The sequence below is a fragment of the Sulfidibacter corallicola genome, from assembly GCF_017498545.1.
Lineage (GTDB): Bacteria > Acidobacteriota > Holophagae > Acanthopleuribacterales > Acanthopleuribacteraceae > Sulfidibacter > Sulfidibacter corallicola.
This window is the reverse complement of the sequence record NZ_CP071793.1, coordinates 709215-728549: the sequence shown is the minus strand read 5'-3', so window position 1 is coordinate 728549 and position 19335 is coordinate 709215. Positions and strand designations below refer to the sequence as shown.

Annotated in this window: 11 protein-coding genes; 3 read left to right on the top strand and 8 right to left on the bottom strand. The window is 61.4% G+C overall.

Going from position 1 to position 19335, the window contains the following annotated elements:
• Positions 1 to 152 precede the first annotated feature (152 nt).
• The 3 genes from J3U87_RS02050 to nirB are packed head-to-tail and all read right to left on the bottom strand — an operon-like array spanning position 153 to position 5523.
• On the bottom strand, positions 153 to 2618 hold the full coding sequence (locus J3U87_RS02050; RefSeq protein WP_237381359.1) for a molybdopterin oxidoreductase family protein: 2466 nt from the start codon (positions 2616 to 2618) through the stop codon (positions 153 to 155).
• A complete protein-coding gene (gene nirD, locus J3U87_RS02045) occupies positions 2615 to 2989 on the bottom strand; it encodes a nitrite reductase small subunit NirD (RefSeq protein ID WP_237381358.1) in 375 nt (124 codons plus the stop codon). Before nirD ends, J3U87_RS02050 begins: the two co-directional genes overlap by 4 nt.
• Before the next feature lie 59 nt (positions 2990 to 3048).
• Positions 3049 to 5523, bottom strand: coding sequence for a nitrite reductase large subunit NirB (nirB, locus tag J3U87_RS02040; protein WP_237381357.1), 2475 nt, complete (start codon positions 5521 to 5523; stop codon positions 3049 to 3051).
• A 600-nt stretch (positions 5524 to 6123) separates the two neighbouring features.
• Between nirB and J3U87_RS02035 the strand changes: the two genes are divergently transcribed.
• Entirely contained in the window at positions 6124 to 7446 is a 1323-nt protein-coding gene (locus J3U87_RS02035; RefSeq protein ID WP_237381356.1) for an MFS transporter, read from the top strand.
• A 1030-nt stretch (positions 7447 to 8476) separates the two neighbouring features.
• Here J3U87_RS02035 and J3U87_RS02030 read toward each other — a convergent pair.
• Positions 8477 to 9742, bottom strand: coding sequence for a PQQ-binding-like beta-propeller repeat protein (locus tag J3U87_RS02030; RefSeq protein WP_237381355.1), 1266 nt, complete (start codon positions 9740 to 9742; stop codon positions 8477 to 8479).
• 206 nt (positions 9743 to 9948) lie between these two features.
• Positions 9949 to 10842: an alpha/beta hydrolase gene (locus J3U87_RS02025; RefSeq protein WP_237381354.1), complete on the bottom strand. Its 894-nt coding sequence runs from the start codon at positions 10840 to 10842 to the stop codon at positions 9949 to 9951.
• A 944-nt stretch (positions 10843 to 11786) separates the two neighbouring features.
• Between J3U87_RS02025 and J3U87_RS02020 the strand changes: the two genes are divergently transcribed.
• Both J3U87_RS02020 and J3U87_RS02015 read left to right on the top strand, forming a co-directional pair.
• Positions 11787 to 12785, top strand: coding sequence for a tetratricopeptide repeat protein (locus J3U87_RS02020; protein WP_237381353.1), 999 nt, complete (start codon positions 11787 to 11789; stop codon positions 12783 to 12785).
• 16 nt (positions 12786 to 12801) lie between these two features.
• The gene (locus J3U87_RS02015) at positions 12802 to 13056 is read left to right on the top strand and encodes a hypothetical protein (protein ID WP_237381352.1); all 255 of its coding nucleotides are present in this window, start codon (positions 12802 to 12804) and stop codon (positions 13054 to 13056) included.
• Between the two features lie 307 nt (positions 13057 to 13363).
• Here J3U87_RS02015 and J3U87_RS02010 read toward each other — a convergent pair whose 3' ends face one another.
• The 3 genes from J3U87_RS02010 to J3U87_RS02000 all read right to left on the bottom strand — a co-directional run bounded on the left by J3U87_RS02010 (position 13364) and on the right by J3U87_RS02000 (position 18934).
• Positions 13364 to 14662, bottom strand: coding sequence for a glutamate-5-semialdehyde dehydrogenase (locus J3U87_RS02010; RefSeq protein ID WP_237381351.1), 1299 nt, complete (start codon positions 14660 to 14662; stop codon positions 13364 to 13366).
• Between the two features lie 72 nt (positions 14663 to 14734).
• Complete coding sequence (proB, locus tag J3U87_RS02005; protein ID WP_237381350.1) at positions 14735 to 15931, bottom strand: glutamate 5-kinase; 1197 nt, start codon at positions 15929 to 15931, stop codon at positions 14735 to 14737.
• 117 nt (positions 15932 to 16048) lie between these two features.
• Entirely contained in the window at positions 16049 to 18934 is a 2886-nt protein-coding gene (locus tag J3U87_RS02000) for a M16 family metallopeptidase (protein WP_237381349.1), read from the bottom strand.
• Positions 18935 to 19335 lie beyond the last annotated feature (401 nt).

Below are 19335 nucleotides of genomic sequence, written 5' to 3'. Positions count from 1 at the left end.
TTTAGGAATTGGTTAACTTTTGTTGCTTTCGCGCTTCGAAGTGTCGGCCCAGCGGGCCAACCTACTGCGGCTACACATCTCTTCAGCATGCGGGAACTCCCAGCTCGGGAGATCCCGGCTGGGGCGGCCTTGCCGGAATGCTCGAACCGCCGTCACACGAGAGCGCCCGCGAGCAGGCCTCGGCGCTCACGGTGCTCCAGGTTCTCCTTGAGGAACAAGGTCTCCAACCACCGCCGCGAAGGGAGTCGGTACTCCCGCGCCAAAAAGAGGCAGGCCCGCAACCGGCCGTTCAGGAGGTTCGCCGCGCGATAGCTGCCCGCGGCTTCGTCGCCGAAGAACAACCACTCGCCGTAGTCGTCGTCGAGACCGAGCAACTCCCTCGCCCAGGCATCGCAGCGACTCGGCAATTGGGCGAAAGCCAACTCGTGCCGAACGTAGCCGTCACCGGGAATGCGCACCCAGTAAAGGGGATCCTCGAAGGTCAATTCGCCCGAGGAAATGACGAAACCGTGCCAGCCCACCTCCAACGGGTGGATCGAGGCCGGCGTGGCCTTCAACTCGGGTTGACCGGAAAGGGGATCGACCGTCGGGTTGACCGCACTGTTGACCTTGGCGTCCCAGGCGAAGGTGTCGTTCCAATGGAAAGGCGCGAACATGCTGCCCATCGGTTGGTCCTCGGTGACGCGCACCCGGGAAAGAAAACCGCCGTATCGGGTTTCGACACGAACCAAACCGGAAACGACCTGATCGATCCCGCGTTCCGCGGCATCCACCGGGTGCATCGCCACGAAGGGCTCCTCGTCGCGACGGCGTAACGCGGCCAGGCCACCCGTTCGGCTCATGGTGTGCCACTGGTCGGCCACCCGCCCGGTGAGCAACAACAGATCGTGGTTCCCGTCCACCGTGAGGTTCGGGAACCTCGGTTGGATCGGCAACATGCGCGCCCTCCCGTCGGGATGGAAGAATCGGCCGTCGTCGAAAAAGCGGGCGCGGCCCTGGGGATACTCGCGATTGACGGGCCACTGGACGGGCTGCAGCTCTTCGTACTGGGCATCGGTGAGATCGGCCAGCCCGGAAATGTCGAAATCGCGCGTGCCGTCGTTGCCCAGACCGGACAAGGCGGCGTACTCGCGGAAGATCGCAGCGGGATTGGCATAGGTGAACGCTTCCTGAAACCCCATCGCCCGGCCCACCGCCGCGAAGGCCGCCCAATCGGGGCGCGCCTCGCCCAAGGGCCTGCGAAAACCGCGCTGGCGCGAAATGACCCGCTCGGAGTTGGTCACCGTTCCGGATTTCTCGCCCCAGGTCGCCGCGGGCAGCAAGACATCGGCGAAGGCCGCCGTTTCCGTATGGGCCATGCACTCGGACACGACCAGCAACTCACATTTGGCCAAGGCCTGACGCACGCGGTCCGCATTCGGCAAACTCACCAATGGATTGGTGCAGGCCACCCAGAGCGCTTTGACACGTCCCTCGGCGACGGCTTCGAACAGGTCGATCGCCTTGAGCCCGGCCCGTTCGGCCATGTTCGACGCGCCCCAGAAATCGGCGACCAGCCGGCGATGTTCCGGATTCTCCAACTTCATGTGCGCGGCCAACTGGTTGGCCAGCCCGCCGACCTCACGACCCCCCATGGCGTTGCCCTGTCCGGTGAGCGAAAAGGGTCCGGCGCCGGGTTTGCCGATGCGGCCGGTGGCCAGATGACAATTGATGATGGCGTTGACCTTGTCGGTCCCGGAAGAGGATTGATTGATCCCCTGCGAAAACGCCGTCACCACCCGTTCGGTCAGGGTGAATCGGGTCATGAAATCCGCCAACACCGCTTGGTCGAGCCCACACAACTCCGCCGTGTGGCGCAAATCGAAGTCGGTGACGGCTTCCAGGGCCTCCACAAAGCCGTGTACGTGGCGTTCGAGGAAGGCAAAATCCACGCGACCCAGCTTCCACATGTGATTGAGCAGACCACAAAAGAGAAAGCCGTCACTGCCGGGTCGCAAGGCCAGGTGCAGGTCGGCCTGTTGGGCGGTTTCGGAGCGACGCGGGTCGATGACCACCAGGTAGGGACCCCGCCCTCGCGCCCGCACATCGAGGATGCGCTGGAACAGGACCGGGTGACAGGAGGCCATGTTGGATCCGACGAGGACCACCATCTCCGCCTCTTCCAAATCCTGGTAACAGCCCGGCACGGTATCCGCCCCGAAGGCACGGATATGTCCCGCCACGGTGGACGCCATGCACAGCCGCGAGTTGGTGTCGATATTGGCGGAGCCGATGAATCCCTTCATGAGCTTGTTGGCGACGTAGTAGTCCTCGGTCAACATTTGACCGGACACGTAGAAGGCGACCGCATCCGGGCCGTGGCGTTCGATGATCGAACCGAATCGCTCGGCGACATGTTCGACGGCCCGCGACCAGGAGACATGGGTTCCGTGAAGCAACGGCTGCAGCAGGCGACCGCGCGGAGACAGGGTTTCCATCAGGTTCGCTCCCTTGGCACAGAGCCGGCCGAGATTGGCCGGGTGCTCGGGATCGGGTCGAAGATCCGTGGTGATCCCTTCCTCGACGATCAAGCCACAGCCGACGCCGCAGTAGGCGCAAACCGTGTGTTTCTCACTCATACGGCACATCCGGATGGCGACGGTTCGGTTTGGCGGCTGCCGGTCAGGTCGATCTCGATCCGGCCCTCCTCCAACCGCACCGGGTAGGTGGTGACGCACCCTTCGTCGGGGTACACGGCTTCACCGGTGTCCAACTCGATCACGTACTGGTGCAGCGGACAGGTCACGCGGCCGTTGTGGACCAATCCCTCGGAAAGGGGGCCGCCGCGGTGGGGGCACCGGTCCTCCAAAGCATAGACGCGATCGACCGCGGCACGAAAAAGGGCGATGTTCCCCAGCGGTGTCTGCACGACGCGGGCACCGCGAAGGGGGATTTGGTCGATGTGCCCCACAACCTGCCAGCGAGGCGCGGATGACATGAAAGCGGACATGGTTCCTCCAATGTATGACTCACGGGGGTCGGGCGCTTGGCACTGCCCGACCGCGGCATTTAGACGATAAGCGGTTCGGGGGTCTCGAGGGGCACGAACGATTCGGGCGCTTGGGCGGGCAGACCGGTCTCCGAAGACCAGGGATCGCTGCGGCTGACGGCCTGCGACTCCCGGAACCGTTCGCACAGCAACTCGCGCGAGACGCGATCGGTCACCACGCGCTCCTTGGCGAACTCGAGACCGACGCGCATCAACCAGCCGGCCGTCCGCTCGCCGTAGCGGGCCTCTTCGCGATAGAGCTGCAGGAAGGCGAACACGATGTCCATCACCTCGTCGGCCGTCTTGACCTTGGTCAGCAGCTCGGTCGCGCGGACCTTGGTACCGCCGTTTCCGCCCACGTGGATTTCCCAGCCCGATTCCACCGCCACGACGCCGATATCCTTGATCGTGGCTTCGGCGCAATTGCGCGGGCAGCCGGAAACGGCCAGCTTGACCTTGTGCGGCGTCCAGGAGCCCCAGAGTTCCCGTTCCAAGCGGACACCCAGCGCGGTGGAGTCGCCCACGCCGAAGCGGCACCACTCGGAACCGACGCAGGTCTTCACGGTGCGAACGGCCTTGCCGTAGGCGTGACCCGACACCATGCCCGCATCGTTGAGATCCTTCCACACCAGCGGCAGGTCTTCCTTGCGGACTCCCAACAAATCGATGCGCTGGCCACCGGTGACCTTGACCGTCGGAATCGCGAACTTGTCCACCACGTCGGCCAAGGCCCGTAACTCCTTGGCGCTGGTGATGCCGCCGAACATGCGCGGTATCACCGAGAAGGTGCCGTCCTTCTGAATATTGGCGTGCACGCGTTCGTTGACGAATCGCGAGGCGGGATCGTCACGATAGCGTCCGGGTTGCCGGCAAAGCAGGTAGTAGTTGATCGCCGGGCGGCAACGGGCACACCCCTCGGGGTTCTTCCAACCGAGGACGGCCATCGCCTGCTCGACCGAGGCGAATTCGTTCGCGGCGATTTCCTCGCGCACCTGGTCGTGCCCCATTTCGGTGCAGGCGCAGACGGGCTTTTCGCTGGGTTGTTTGGGGGCCGCCGGGCCGAGCGCCAGTGCCAACAGTTCTTCCACCTGAGGCGTACAGCCACCGCAGGAAGCCGAGGCCTTCGTATGCGCGCGAACCTCTTCGAGAGACTGCAGGCCCTTGGCCGCGATGGCACCCATGATCGCGCCCTTGCAGACGCCGTTACACCCGCAGACCTCGGCCTCGTCCGGCAGGGAGAGCGCCGCACCATGCGTCTCGCCTTCACCGTTGACGAAGGCCGCACCGAAGATCAGCTTGTCGCGCATGGGTCCGATCGGCGTTTCGTCGGCAAGCAACTGAAAGTACCAGGACGCGTCGAAGGCGTCCCCGTAGAGCAGCACGCCCACCAGCTTGCCGTCTTTCACAAGCAACTTCTTGTAGATACCCAGGTTTTCGTCGACCAGGGTGATGACCTCGTGTTCCGGACCATCCTGCACGATGCCGGCGGAGAACAGGTCCACGCCGGACACCTTCAGGCGGGCGGAGACCAAGGAGCCCTCGTAGGCTGCCGGCAACTCGGGTACTTCGCCGATGACCGCGAGATTGGCGGCACAGGTGCGCGCCATTTCGAACAACGGGGCCACCAGGCCGTAGCTGCGGCCACGGTGCTCGACGCACTCGCCGACGGCGAAGATATCGGGATCGGAGGTTTGCATGGCGTCATTGGTCAAGATACCGCGATTGCATTCCAGGCCTGCAGCGCGGGCCAAACCGGCGGCCGGCCGGATGCCCACGGCGACGACCACCAGATCGGCGTGTAACTCGCGCCCGTCGGCCAGGCGAATGCCGCCGACACGACCGGGCTGCACACCCTCCAGATAGGCGCAGGTGCGGGCACTGAGCATGAAGCGAATCCCGCGGTCCTCCATCACGCGCTGAAGCATCTCGCCGGCGCGAGGATCCAATTGCTGCTCCATGAGCCAATCACACAAGTGAACCACGGTGACGTCGATTCCGCGTAAACGCAAACCCGCCGCCGCCTCGAGGCCGAGCAGGCCGCCGCCGATGACGATCGCATGCTCTCCGGATTCGGCCTCGCGGGCAAGGGCGTCCACGTCGTCGAGATCGCGGAATCCGTAGATGCCGTCCAGGTCGCTGCCAGGCAAATCGAGCATGATGGGCGATGAACCGGTGGCGATCACCAATCGGTCGTAGGCGAATACGCGCCCGTCCTGGCAGCGGATTTCACCGTGCTCGCGATTGATGAAGTCGATGCGGGTTCCAGGGAAGAACTCGATTCGGTTGCGTTCGAACCAATCCCAATCATGCGTGACGATGTGTTCGGGGGCCTTCTCGGCGGCCAGGACGGAGGAAAGAAGAATGCGATTGTAGGCGGGATGGGGTTCGGCGCTGAACACCAGAATCCGGTAGCGATCCGGCTCGCGCTCGAGTAAGGACTCCAGGCAACGCATGGCCGCGGGCCCGTTGCCGATGATCACCAATGTTTCATTCATGGCAGATACTCCTCGCAGTGACTCTGCGAGCTGTAGGGGCAAATGCGTTGCCAGAATTGGCTGAAAATTGTAAGCCCCTTATTTCCAATACCCTGATACGCCCCAACAGTCCATGAATTCGACCGCCGGGGCATTCGCGTTGCCGCACCCCGACAATTTCGTAGGTTTACTGTGTTTTTCCTACACGAATGTATGGCCGCGCTCGAACGCGAGCGGCACCGACCATCTAACTTACGTTTTTTAAACTATTTACCAATCGCACTTTAAAACGCCGTGCAAAAGCGCGGCACGACCCGATCGTACCCGACGGCACCCGGCACACTACCGCGGAGTAGGAAAAGCCCCTTGGCTCGCGTGGTAAGTCCCTGCATCCGGGCCAGATGTGCTCAGTCGTTGGGAGCCAAGGTCTCGCCGCCTCCCCTATGCCTCACCGCGGCACTGCTGGCACAGGGGTTGCCCGTTAGGGGGTCGGCCACGAGAGATTCTCCGCGAATCGTTCCCCCGATTCCGTCATCCGCACTCGATCCTTCCCCACCCCATCCGATCGAGCGGCGGGCGACCGTTTCTTCGCGGGCCCACTCATCCCCCTGGAGGAAAACCATGCAGTTCCCCGGACAGGCGGTCAAAATTCGATTGACCGATTTCAAATCGATTCCCATGCGTACGTTTCACATCACCTGGTTCTCGTTCTTCACCTGCTTCTTTTCCTGGTTTGCGATTGCCCCCCTGATGCCGGTGTTGCGCGATGAGTTCCAGCTTACCCAGAGCCAGATCGGCAACACGATCATCGCGTCGGTAGCCGCCACCATTTTCGTGCGTCTGTTGTTGGGTCGGCTCTGTGACCGATTCGGTCCGCGCCGGATGTACACCGGATTGATGATCCTGGGCTCCCTCGCCGTGATGGGCATCGGGCTATCCACCAGCTACGAGCACGTGTTGATCTTTCGCCTGGTGATCGGTGGGATCGGGGCCTCGTTCGTCCTGACCCAGTACCACACCAGCATCATGTTCGCACCCAACGTGGTGGGCACCGCCAACGCCACCACGGCGGGCTGGGGTAATTTGGGCGGAGGCGTGACCCAGATGGTCATGCCACTGATTTTCGCCGGGTTCCTGGCGCTCGGCTGGAGCCAGGCGATCAGTTGGCGCCTGGCCATGATCATTCCGGGCATCCTGCTGCTCGGCTGTGCCTATGCCTATTGGAACTGGACCAGCGACTACCCCAGCGGCGAGGCTCCGGAACCCGATCCCGCCGCAGAGGAGAGCGAAAGTGGGTTCGGCCAAGCCGCCAAGGATTGGCGGGTGTGGCTGTTGTTCCTGTTCTACGGCGCCTGTTTCGGCATCGAATTGACGGTCAACAACGTGGCCGCCTTGTACTACACCGACCGATTCGGCCTGAGCTTGACGAGCGCGGGCTTGATCGCCGGGTTGTTCGGCGCCACCAACATCTTCGCCCGCAGCCTGGGTGGCTGGCTGGCCGATAAATCGGCGGTGCGCGCCGGTTTGCGTGGACGGGTCTGGTTCCTGGCCGCCACCCTGGCCCTGGAAGGGATCGCCTTGTTCGTGTTCTCGAAAATGTCGATCTTACCCTTGGCGATCGCGTCGATGATCGTGTTCAGTATCTTCGTCCAGATGGCCGAAGGCGCCACCTACGCGATCGTGCCGTTCGTGAACCGCAAGGGACTGGGTTCGGTCGCGGGCATCGTGGGTGCCGGCGGCAACGTCGGTGCGGTGTTGGCCGGTTTCCTGTTCCGCGAGGCGGGCATTTCCATGGCCAACGCCTTCGCGCTTCTGGCCTGCGGCGTGACCGTCTGCGCCTTCCTGGCGCCGTTGATTCGTTTCTCCGATGCGCAGTCGCAATCCGAAGACGAGGCGATTCGCCGCGCCTTGATGGCCCGTGAAGCGGGCAAGCTCGCGGTGTAGCCCGAGGGACGGTCCCGCCCGGCGGGGCCGTCCGTTTCGGTGTTCCCACTCGATCATCGAAGCAGGTAACTCTGAAGGACCCGTCTGTGCGAGAGAGGTCGTGGCGTAGGTGCCGCCGTGCCAGGCCTGGGGGCCGGGCCGACACTTCGAAGCGCGTAAGCTGGCAGTAACCGCATCCCGAATAGTGGCGCCATGGCAGTAGGTTGGCCCGCCGGGCCGACACTTCGAAGCCGTCGTATCACGAATGACCACAGGCTAAAAGGGCGAAGCCGAAGGTTTCGCAGAAGAGCGTAACTCTGAAGGACCCGTCTGTGCGAGAGAGGTCGTGGCGTAGGTGCCGCCGTGCCAGGCCTGGGGGCCGGGCCGACACTTCGAAGCGCGTAAGCTGGCAGTAACCGCATCCCGAAGAGTGGCGCCATGGCAGTAGGTTGGCCCGCCGGGCCGACACTTCGAAGCCGTCGTATCACGAATGACCACAGGCTAAAAGGGCGAAGCCGAAGGTTTCGCAGAAGAGCGTAACTCTGAAGGACTCGTATGTGCGAGAGAGGTCGTGGCGTAGGTGCCGTGCCAGCCTGGGGGCCGGGCCGACACTTCGAAGCACGTAAGCTGGCAGTAACCGCATCCCGAATAGTGGCGCCATGGCAGTAGGTTGGCCCGCCGGGCCGACACTTCGAAGCCGTCGTATCACGAACGACCACAGGCTAAAAGGGCGAAGCCGAAGGTTTCGCAGAAGAGCTTTTGTCGAAGCACCCCACCTCGCAGTACCCACATGGTAGTAAGTGGTCTCAGGGCATGAGATCGGTCTGACGGGCTACTTAAAGAGCACCACGCCTCGCTCGAATTGCGGGTATCTCGAACGACGTTACGCTAACGGGTTCAGCGGGACGGCTAACCGCCCCTGCTGAACCTACCGGGCACCACGACCCTCGAAGCATGCGGGAACGCCCCGCTTGCATCACTTCGGGGGTCGCTAACAGCCGTGCTTCGATTTGGGTGGGGAGAGCGGCCAGGCCGGCCGCCCTGCCGACGCTCACTTGGCGCGAATGTCGAAAGCCGCCATCGCCTTGCCGCGTCGAATGTACAACACGCCATCGCTGACGACCGGATGGGCCCAGTGCTGGCCACTGCCCAGCTCCAACTCGAATTCGCTGATCACCTTCATGTCGTTGGGATTGGGATCCACCAGCTTCACCTTGCCGCGCTCGGTGTAGCCGATCAGAAGGCCATCGGCGTGGATCAGCGACCCCTTGCCGAACCGGCGAATCGAGGAAGCCACGCCACCGTCATTCAACTTCAGGCAAATGAGGTTCTTGGAGTTCGAGGCCCCGTAAATGTAGTCGTTGATCAGGACGGTGCCACCGTGGTGGATGTCCAGCGTCTTTTCGTCCCAGACCTGTTTGACCGATTTGCCGTTGTCCGCCATCTTGAAGCAGGCGCCACCCTGGCCGTAGCCGTCGGATACATAAATGTAGGGCCCCTGCCAAACCGGACTGACCGCGTGGATGTTGTAGGTCGCGGGGTAACCCTGACGCCAGATCAGCGATCCGTCCGCGGGATCCACGGCGATCATGGAGCCGCTGGTCATGGTCACGATCATGCGCCGACCGCCTTCTTGATAAAGGCGTGGCGTGCAATAACCGGAAATGTCGCCGATACTTTTGGTCTTCCACAGGGTTTTGCCGGTCTTGGGATCGAGGGCGGCCATGACGGCTTCCTTGCCGCCCGGCGTACAGATGACCTTGTTGTCGACGACCAGCGGCGATTCGGCGATGCCGAAGCGGGGATACAGGCTTTCCCGATTGGCGCCACCACCGAAGCGTTCCAACATGTCCACTCGCCAGGCGACCTTGCCGTCAGCGGTGTTCAGGGCGACCACCTCGCCGATACTGGACACCAGAAAGAGCTTGTCACCGTGTACCGTGGGCGTGGTGCGCGTGCCGGGATAACCCGAACCGTGGTGCTCACGGCCATAGGCCGAAGACCAAAGCTGCTTGCCCTTCAGGTCGTAGGCGAAGGCATACCCCTGGTCACCCTGTTTCCCCGTGGTGTAGAGACGGCCGTCGGCGATGCTGACGCTGGCATAGCCCTGACCCAGGCCCTCGACGGACCAAAGCATCTTCGGTCCGGCCTCGGGCCAGCTCTTCATGAGATTCTTTTCCTGGAAAATCCCGTTGCGGTTCGGGCCCCGAAATTCGGGACTGTCCACCGCGAGGGCGTGACAGCCATAGCCGACGTACAGGAGCACCGCGACCCGCAAGGCCAGGCTCACGGTCCGAAAATCCGATCTGTTTGGCATCTTGGTAACCTCCCCGGTAACCTTGACCGGCACCCATCCCAGGACGATCCACAAAACCGACTCGGGCGGGAAAGCACCGGTGCTGATCGAAAATCGCAAATCAGTAAGATGGGATGAATTATAACCGGGAACCGGAGTATCACCAGAAAAACCAGTCCGCTAAGGTCTCGGACAGGGATGTTGGGGCGAACTTGGAATCGACTGCATCAGGTGGATTCGGGCGCGCGACCGCCGTTCGAGATGGCCGCGATCCGCTCTTCCATCCAGGCCAACTCGCAAGCAAAAACCTCTTCCTTTTCAGGCTCGTTGTGGATTTCGTGCAACAGGTCCGGCCAAGACTTGAAACGACACCGGGCCCCCGCCTTCTCGGCGAATTCGGCGCTGGCCGGCGCGGAGGTGATCGGATCCCGTTCGCCGTGAAGCAGCAACAGGGGCGTCGCCAACGAGGCGGCATGCTCGATCAAATATTCGCCGCCATCCATGACATCCATGAACCGGGGCGTGATTCGATTGTGGACCAACGGGTCCGCGAGGTACTTGCTCGCGACCTCCGGATCGCGAGCCAACCCCTTGGTATCCAGCTCGTTGGCCATCGAAAAGCCTGGCCAGACGGCATACAGTAATTTACCCATGAACACTTTCCAGGACGGCGGCTCGAAGGCCGTGCGCAGGAGGGGTCCGGTCGCGATCGAGCCGGCAAGGGGCACGCTCGACTGGTGGCGCAAAAGGTAACTCAACACCATGTTGCCGCCCATGCTGTGACCATAGAGGAAAACGGGAACGCCGGCGCAGCGTCGCGCACCCTCGAGCAGGAGCCCATCGATTTCCGCAAAGATCGCCGGGTAGCCGGGAAAATGGCCGCGGGGTCCGTCGCTGCGGCCATGGCCACGCATGTCCATGACCGTCACGGCGATGCCTTCCCGATTGAAATACGCCGCCAAATGATCGTAGCGACCGCCGTGCTCGCCCAAACCATGGACGAGACAGATCAGTGCACGGGCCGGCGATTCCGGGGTCCAACCCTGAAGGAAGACCCTTTCTCGATAGCCCTCGATCTCGATGTGTTCCTCGAAATGCGTGGTCTGGGTGGTCGATACCATCGAATGACTCCCTCGTGCCGAAATGGAACTCGAGCGAAGCTCCGCGGAGAAGACCACCTGCCCGGTACGGAACGCGGGAGGCACCGATCGGCTCGAACATGGAAAAGGGGAGATTCGCGCAAACCCATTCTAGTGCCCATCCAGGAACGGGGCAATCTCAATCTCCCGAGTGGTGGAGGGGACGGTACCCTTGGAAAAAAGACGAAGCGCAACCGGAATCGGTCCCCCTCAAGACAGCCCGGAAACGGGAGGTAGGGCGCCACCAAACCGGCCTGGCTGAATGAGCACTCAATGAAAAAAGGAGCGGGAGAAGCCCATCCCCCGGCCTCCCCCCGTGGAAGTGGTATTTGAAGGCTTTGGTTGGGGGTCGGTCGGGATCGGAGCACTCCCCTCCGAGATCGGATCCTCGAAATACATCTCAACCGCGGGCACACCAGGCCCGCCGAAAGAAGACCCACCTCGATGACCCGGAGTGTCTCGAGAGGTCGGGGGTTCGAATCCCCAAGGGCATCCTCTGGGCAAAAGGATGAGGATTCGAATCCCCGCACCCGAGATCCGGAAAAGGCCATTCCGAGCATGGATGATCGTGAGCGGGGAGGACGCGAATCCCAATCAATAGGAATCGGTGGCTCGGTGACGCGTGCCCGCCGCTCACAGTGCGCATCTTAAAAGAACCGATGCGGCAAATTGAAGGGAGCAATACTCCTCACCGGAAAAGACAATACTCTTCAAGTGAAGTAGATAGAAAAAGAGGAAGATTGCATACGTCCGCCACGACACCCAAGCATTGTATTCGCGAATACTATAATTATCTTCACTCGATCAAAATAACGCTTTGCCTTCATTAACCCCGTGATATACTCCGCACCCACACGAGCCGGTTTTCGCTCGAACACATACAGACTTATATTATTCTCGTCATCAAATACCCGCAGAGGCCACACTTGTTTCTGATCACATGGTTACTCGTCTTTTACGATACGAAGCATGCCGACATCTTTCCCGATCCCCAACACTATCGCCAATGGTCCATCGTGCGTCAGTACCTTCTCGACCACGACGTAGACGGACTCGAAGCCCATTTGGCCCAACGCGGGACCACACCTTATAAATACGGCCTCAGCCTGGTCAGCCACATCAACAGCAACGACGCGCAATGGTTTTTCGAGGAACTGGCCCTGGCCACCAACGATCCCGAGTTCGTGTTTGGAAGGGCCTGGATCCATTGGAAAAAAGGCAACATTCCCCTTGCCGAACGCGATGCCCTGTTCGTGCTCGAACAACGACCCCGGCCGATCGTGGCCGCCCGATGCAACTACCTGCTGGGATTTGTCTGGACCGAAACCAACCAGTACGACAAGGCCCTCGAAGCGTTCGAACGAGCCTTCACGGGGTACGCGGCGCTAAACAAACCGGCAAGCATGTTGCGTACCCTGAAGGGTTTCGCCTATGCCACCATCAACCTCGGCGATTTGGATGCCGCCGAGAGCTACCTGGAACGCGCCCTGGACTTGGCCAACCAATTGAATCCGCACCCCAATTTGGGTTACTTTTTCGAGCTGAAAACCCGCATCTCGTTCGCCAAGGGCGACTATGTGGAAAGTCTTCGTTACAGTAGATTGTGTTATGAAGAATACGCCAAGATCAACGATCTGGAAAGCATGGTCAGTGCCCGAATAAATATCGGGTTTTTCAATGTCCTCAACGGAAATCTGCGAGAGGGCATCGAAAACGCCTTGGAAGCCGATCGCCATATCAAGATCCACAATTTCGTACGTGCTTCCAGAACCAACAATGCGGTATGGATGTTGATCTATCGCTGCCGCAATCAAGATTACCAAACACTCGAAAGGGATCTAAAAGAGTGGATCGCTCACCAAAACGACGAAATGTTGGAAAGTCTTCGACGTTTCGTGACGGAATGCGAATGCCCTGACTTTTAAATCAGAGAGGAATCATATGAACATCACGACAGGAGTTGACAACCAACTTCCGTTCTCGACCGTCGCGACACCACGCGCGGCGGAACAGGCGCCCCCCCAACCCAAATCACTGCCACCGGTGGAGGATACACTCGAGTTGAGCGCCGCGGGCAGCGCGACGGCCAATGCCAACCCGACCCAATCCAGAACCGGTACGGAGCACCTGGCCGAAATGGCTCCCACGAATCCCGATCCTCCGGATTTCAACGGCAGGGTCGACCTTCTCGGCTGAACGGTGCCCGTGCCTCGGGCTAGGCATCGCGACGGGCGCCCATCCCCATCCGGGTGATCGGCGCCCCAGGCCATCCACACTTCCGTTGACCGTGACGCACGCGTGCCCCTCCCGAAACAGCGGGATTTACATTAACAGATGTCCTGTGAAGCGGCCTGGCACTTCATGCAGCATGGTTTCGGCACTCAGGTTTCGACCAGCCACGCGAACAACTGCTTTGCCGATAGCTCGAACCCAAGCGCCGATACCGGATCCATCCAGCCGGATCGCTTCCATTGCCGGATTGATTTCGTTTCCGGATGGACACTCACTTCGATTCGATGGCGGCTCGATGCCGCGTTTGGCCATCGCCGAACACCACGAACTTCTGGGTGGTGAGGGACACCAGGCCCATGGGCCCATAGGCATGCAGCCGGGTGGTGGAAATGCCGATCTCGGCCCCCAGACCGAGCTGTCCGCCATCGGAAAAGCGCGACGAGGCGTTGACCATCACCACCGAAGCGTTGACGTCGCGCACGAACGCACGCGAAACGCGGTAATCGCGGGTGCAGATCACCTCGGTGTGATCCGAGCCGAATCGATGGATGTGGGCCACGGCGGCGTCGTAGTCGTCGACCACGCGCACGGCCAGAATCAGGTCGAGGAACTCTGCGTCGTAGTCCGCCTCGTCGGCGGGTTCGGCCCAGGGCAGCAGGTCGCGCGTTTCGGCACAACCGCGCACCGTCACGCCCTTCTCGCGCAACAGGGCGCCGGCGCGCTCGAGGAACCGCGGAGCGATGTCGCGGTGAACGAGCAGCGTTTCCAAGGCATTGCACACACCCGGCCGTGAAGCCTTGCCGTCGATCAGGAGGTTCAGCGCCATATCGATCTCGGCATCGGCGTGGACATAGAGGTGGCAGACCCCCTTGTAGTGCTTGATGACCGGGATTTGGCTGGTCTTGGCCACGTAGCGGATCAGCCCCTCGCCGCCGCGAGGAATGACCAGGTCGATCAGCGATTCGAGGGTCAGCAGGGTGTTCATGGCGGCGCGATCGGTAGTCGGAACCAGACTGACCGCTTCGCCGGGGACGCCGTGTTCGTTCAGAACGGCGCGCAACACCGCGGCCAGGGCGTGATTGGTGTGGAACGCCTCTTTGCCTCCGCGCAGGATGACGCCGTTCCCGGCCTTCAGGCAAAGCCCGGCGGCATCCACGGTCACGTTGGGTCGCGATTCGTAGATCATGCAGATCACGCCCAGCGGAATGCGCACGCGGCCCACCTCGATGCCGTTGGGTCGGCGCCACATGCGCGTGACCTCGCCGACGGGATCCGGCAGGGCGGCCACTTCGCGCAAGGCGTCGGCCATGCCGGCAATGCGCTCGGTGCTCAGGGCCAAGCGGTCGATCATCGCGCTGGAGAGCCCGTTTTCACGTGCGTTGTCCATGTCGATCCCGTTCGCGGCCAGGATGTCGACCTCCGAGGCGACCAGGCGGTCCGCCATATCGCGCAACAGCCGGTCCTTGGCCGCGCCGTCGAGGCCCGCCACCACGCGCGAGGCCTTTTTACATGCGGCCGCGAAGGCGACCAATTCCGTGTCCTGCTGTTCCTGCTCGATCTGCTGTGCCATGGTGATGACTCCTTGGGAATGACGGCTCGACCCGACCGGGGTCGAAGTGGCCGCTTCAGGGTGGGAAAGCGATCAACGAGGAGCTGTGGCGATCCCCTCGAGCGGCGGTTCGTCGCACAGCACCAGGTCGTTGCGATGAATGATCACGTCGGTGTAGGCATAGCCCAACAGCCCGCGGATGTCGGCGCTCTTGCAACCGCAAAGCTTTTCCAAATCGGCGGCACCGTATTGGGTGATCCCCTTGCCGACCAGGCCCCGCTCCTCGTGGTGAATCTCCACGGCGTCACCCCGTTGAAAGGTGCCCTCGAGGCGCGAAATGCCCGAGGGGAGCAGCGAAGCACCCTCGCGACTCAGCGCGCGCACCGCGCCTTGGTCGACCCAGATCCGCCCCTGACAGGGCAGTGCATGGCTGATCCAATGCTTTTTGGCGGTGCGGGGATTGGCCGTGCGATGAAACAGGGTACCGGTGAGGTGGCCGCGCAGCAGCGCTTCCACCGACTCGCCGCGCGTGCCGTTGAGAATCGCGGCGTGAATGCCGCGATCGGAGGCCTTGGCGGCGGCCTGAAGTTTGGTGATCATGCCGCCGGTGCCGACCGAGCTGACGCTGCCGCCGGCGAGGGCGAAGATCTCCTCGTCGATGCGGTGTACCTCGGGGATCAGCACGGCACCGGGATGCTTGCGGGGATCGGCGTCGAAGAGCCCGTCGATATCGGAAAAAATGAGCAGCAGATCGGCTTCGGCAAGCACCGCCACGTGGGCCGCCAGGTTGTCGTTGTCGCCGACCTTCAATTCCTCGACCGCGACGGAATCGTTCTCGTTGACGATGGGCAGCACACCGATCTTCAACAATTCGAGTAAGGTGTTCTTTGCGTTGACGAATCGCTTGCGGTGAAGCAGGTCGTCGTGGGTCAGCAGGATCTGGGCGCAGGGAAAATCGAAGAGGCGGGACCAGTGCGCCATCAACATCGACTGGCCGATCGCCGCCAGCGCCTGCTTTTCGATCAGGGATCGCCGGCCCGCCTTGACCCGCGGATGGAGCGGCATGCCGGCCGCCACCGCGCCGGAACTCACCAGGACCACTTCCTTGCCGGTGCGCTTGCTCTCGGTGATGAAACGGGCCAGCGACAGGAGGTATTGGGTGCTGCATCCCTTGCCGTCCGGCGCCACCAGCGCACTGCCCACCTTGATGACGGCTCGTTTCCATTCCGGCAAAGCCAACGGGAGCCCGCTAGATTCGGTGGTGGATGTGAGGGAGGGTCGGGGATCCATGGCGCACTCCGGAAATGGGTGCCCAAAGCATAGCAGAACTTGCTGCTTCGCGGCATGTGCAACCGCATCGAAAATCGACCGATGCCGACCCCTCGAATCGGCATCGATCGTGCGCGATCAGTTGGCGTTTTCCGAGGAAGCACCGGCGTTCTCACCGGGAACCAGGACCGCCTTGAAACGGCTGTCGAAGCGGTAGTAGTTGTTGGCCGCCTCTTTGATGATTTCGGGCGTCAGACCCTTCACCCGAGCTTCGAAACCCTTGATTTTCTCGAAGGACATCTCCTTTTTGGCATAGTAGGCGATGGTGCTCAGCCAAAACTGGTTTTGCTTCAGGTTGACTTCGTGGTTTCGCAGCAGCGTTTCCCGAACCTTCTGCACGTAACTTTCCTCGATGCCTTCTTTCTGGATGCGCTGGATCTCGTCGTAGACCGCCTTCACCAGGTCATCGACCTTTTCCGGATCGCAGGTGAACCCGATCCGCTGGAAGAAGCGCTCCTTCGGTTCATCCATGAGCGCGCCGTTGACACCGACGCCGTAGACGCCGCCCATCTCTTCCCGCAGGATTTCGCGGAAGCGATTCTGCAAGACCTGGTTGAGCGCACTCAGGTGCAAACGCCGTTCGTGTTGCCACTCGGCCGAGCCGTGAAAAATGAGGCGGACCTGACTCTTGGGTTCCACACCGCGACTGACCGTGATCTCCTTGACGCCCGGAACGAAATCGGCGTCGATGTCGCGCCAGGCGTCCTTGCGCTTGGTCGTGGGCAGGCTGCCCAGATAGGTCTCCACCATCGGGCGCAGTTTCATCAGGTCGAAATTGCCAACCAGGACGAAGGTGAAGCCTTCGGCATCGGCGAAACGCTCGCGATAGGTGCGTTTCGAAGCTTCCAGATTCAGTTTCTCGATGCGTTCCGCGGTCCAGGGTTGATAGCGCGGATGATCCTGGTAGAGCACGCGCTGGACCTCGTCCTCGAACACCGTTCCCGGATCCTTGGAGCGATTGGCCACGAAGGCCGTCCAACGGGTTTTCACCGACTGGAGGGCATCCTCGTCGAAGCGGGGCGCCGTGAAATAAAGGTAGGTCAACACGAACAGCGTTTCCAGATCGGCCGGGGCCGCCTGACCGCTGAACCCCTGTTCGAGGCCGCCGATGTAGGGGCTGACCGCCACGATCTTGCCCGCCAGCTTCTTGCGCAACTGGATCGCGTCGAAATCGCCCAGGCCGCTTTGCCGCAGCAGGCTGGTGGCCGTGACGGCCGGCACGTAGACCGCGTCATCGGCCGTGGAATGGCCGCCCGGTTGAAAACCGCTGAACAACACTTCGTCGTTCTTGAAATCGGTGGGTTTGACCAGAACGCGTACACCGTTGGAGAGCATCCACTCGGTGATGCCCAGCACCAGGTTCTGTTGGGAGATCACCTTGCCCGGCTTGGGCTTGTCGGCCATCAGGGGCGCATCGGAAGCGCGGTCGTCGTAGGGTTCGATCTCCGATTTGTCGATCTTCTCGATGAGACCCAGCACCTCTTCCTTGGTGGGCAGCTTCAACCCTTCCTTCTCCGGAGCTTCGATCAGGATGACGCGGTTGGTATCGCGAACCCAGCGTCCCGCCACCTTGTTGATCTCCTCGATCTTGATCTCGGGCAGGTAGCGACGGGCGAAGGACAGGGTGTTCTCGATGCCCATCATCGGCGACTGTTCCAGGTAGTGCTCCACGTAGTTGCCGACGTAGCTTCGGTTCTCCGTCTTGTCGCGCTCTTCCCAGGCGGAAATCAGGCTGCGCATGTAATCCTGTTTCTTGCGCGCCAGTTCCGTGGCGGTAAAGCCGTGGCGTTTGGCCCGCGCGGCTTCGGTCAGCAACGCGCTCAGGCCTTCCATGAAGGCATTCTCCTTGACGCCGGCCAACTGGCTGAAGGTTTCGGCGCTGCGCACGAACCCGCCCTTGGAAGAATAGGCATAGACATAAGGCGGATTGGCTTCCTGCAGCCGCTCGCGCAGGCGATCGTTGAGCATGGAGAAATAGAGGTTCTCCACGAACGATTCGCGGATGTCGGCCACGGTTTTGGCGGTTTGGGCCGCGTGTTTGTACTCGATGCGCACGCTGGAAGAGGTGAGCTCGGAATCGGTCGACGCCACGTACAGGGTTTCGTCGTGGGGCGGAACCGGATAGGTCTCGCGGGGCTTGGGTTTGTCCGGGTTTTTGAGGTGACCGAAATGATCGGTGATTTTTTTCTCGATTTCCGCCACGTCCACGTCACCGACCACGACGACCGCCATCAGGTCGGGTCGATACCAATCGCGATAAAAGGCCTGAAATTGTTCCACCGGCGCGCTCTTGATGATTTCGGGTTTGCCGATCGGCAGGCGGTCCGCATATCGCGAGCCGCGAAACAGGACCGGAAACTGTTCCTTGAACACGCGCATTTGGGCACCCTGGCCACTGCGCCACTCTTCCAATACGACGCCCCGCTCTTTCTCCACCTCTTCCGGATCCAGGGTGATGTGGGCGGCCCAATCCTCGAGGATCTGAAATGCCTTGTCCCTGATTTCCGCATCGTCGGTGGGAATTTCGAGCATGTACACCGTCTCGTCGAACGAGGTGTAGGCATTGATGTCGGCCCCGAACCGCATGCCGATCGATTGGAGATAGTTGATCAGGTCCAGTTTGGCGAAATGCTTGGTTCCGTTGAATGCCATGTGCTCCAGAAAGTGGGCCAGCCCCAGTTGCGCTTCGGTCTCCTGAAGCGAGCCGGCGTTGACCACCAACCGCAGTTGGGCGCGGTTCTCCGGTTTCGCGTTCTTGCGAATATAGTAGGTCAGGCCGTTGTCGAGACGTTTGACCAGGACATGGGGATCCATGGGAATCGGTGCGTCGAGACGCCAGGCATCGGGTGCCACCGACGCCGCGCCCGGTTTTCCCTCCTCCCAGGCCCAGAGCGGGCTCGAAAGGCCGACCGACAAGAGGGCCAGCAGTGCGCATGAACGCAAAATCTTCAGCGTGTTTTTCATGACATCTCCGGAAAAAAGTGTTCGAACCGTGGTTTCTGGAAGAAGATACGTCCAGGACCCATCCAGAAAGAGCATTTAATTGAAAGATGTTCTCTGAACCGGCCTGACATCCCGTGTCTCGTGGGTTCGGCCGTCGGGCGTCGAGTGCCAACCAATCAACTATAAATGAGAGAGTTCCCGAGACCTGTCGCTTGAAACCCGGGACCGTGCCCATCCAGCCAGGCCGCTTGGGTAGCTGCAACGATTCAGTTTCTGGATGGGCACTAGTCTAGAGCTCATCCAGAATCGGGGCAATCGCCAAATCTCGCGATCTTCCGGCGCGACGGTCTCTCCCAAATCGAGCGCATCTTGACGGCACACGCGCACACTTTGGGTCTCCGAGTTTGACGCGCTTGAAAGCG

Coding starts and splice junctions, on each gene's coding strand:
- J3U87_RS02050 (WP_237381359.1), bottom strand. CDS start 2,618: ATGAGTGAGAAACACACGGTTTGCGCCTACTGCGGCGTCGGCTGTGGC.
- nirD (WP_237381358.1), bottom strand. CDS start 2,989: ATGTCCGCTTTCATGTCATCCGCGCCTCGCTGGCAGGTTGTGGGGCAC.
- nirB (WP_237381357.1), bottom strand. CDS start 5,523: ATGAATGAAACATTGGTGATCATCGGCAACGGGCCCGCGGCCATGCGT.
- J3U87_RS02035 (WP_237381356.1), top strand. CDS start 6,124: ATGCAGTTCCCCGGACAGGCGGTCAAAATTCGATTGACCGATTTCAAA.
- J3U87_RS02030 (WP_237381355.1), bottom strand. CDS start 9,742: ATGCCAAACAGATCGGATTTTCGGACCGTGAGCCTGGCCTTGCGGGTC.
- J3U87_RS02025 (WP_237381354.1), bottom strand. CDS start 10,842: ATGGTATCGACCACCCAGACCACGCATTTCGAGGAACACATCGAGATC.
- J3U87_RS02015 (WP_237381352.1), top strand. CDS start 12,802: ATGAACATCACGACAGGAGTTGACAACCAACTTCCGTTCTCGACCGTC.
- J3U87_RS02010 (WP_237381351.1), bottom strand. CDS start 14,662: ATGGCACAGCAGATCGAGCAGGAACAGCAGGACACGGAATTGGTCGCC.
- proB (WP_237381350.1), bottom strand. CDS start 15,931: ATGGATCCCCGACCCTCCCTCACATCCACCACCGAATCTAGCGGGCTC.
- J3U87_RS02000 (WP_237381349.1), bottom strand. CDS start 18,934: ATGAAAAACACGCTGAAGATTTTGCGTTCATGCGCACTGCTGGCCCTC.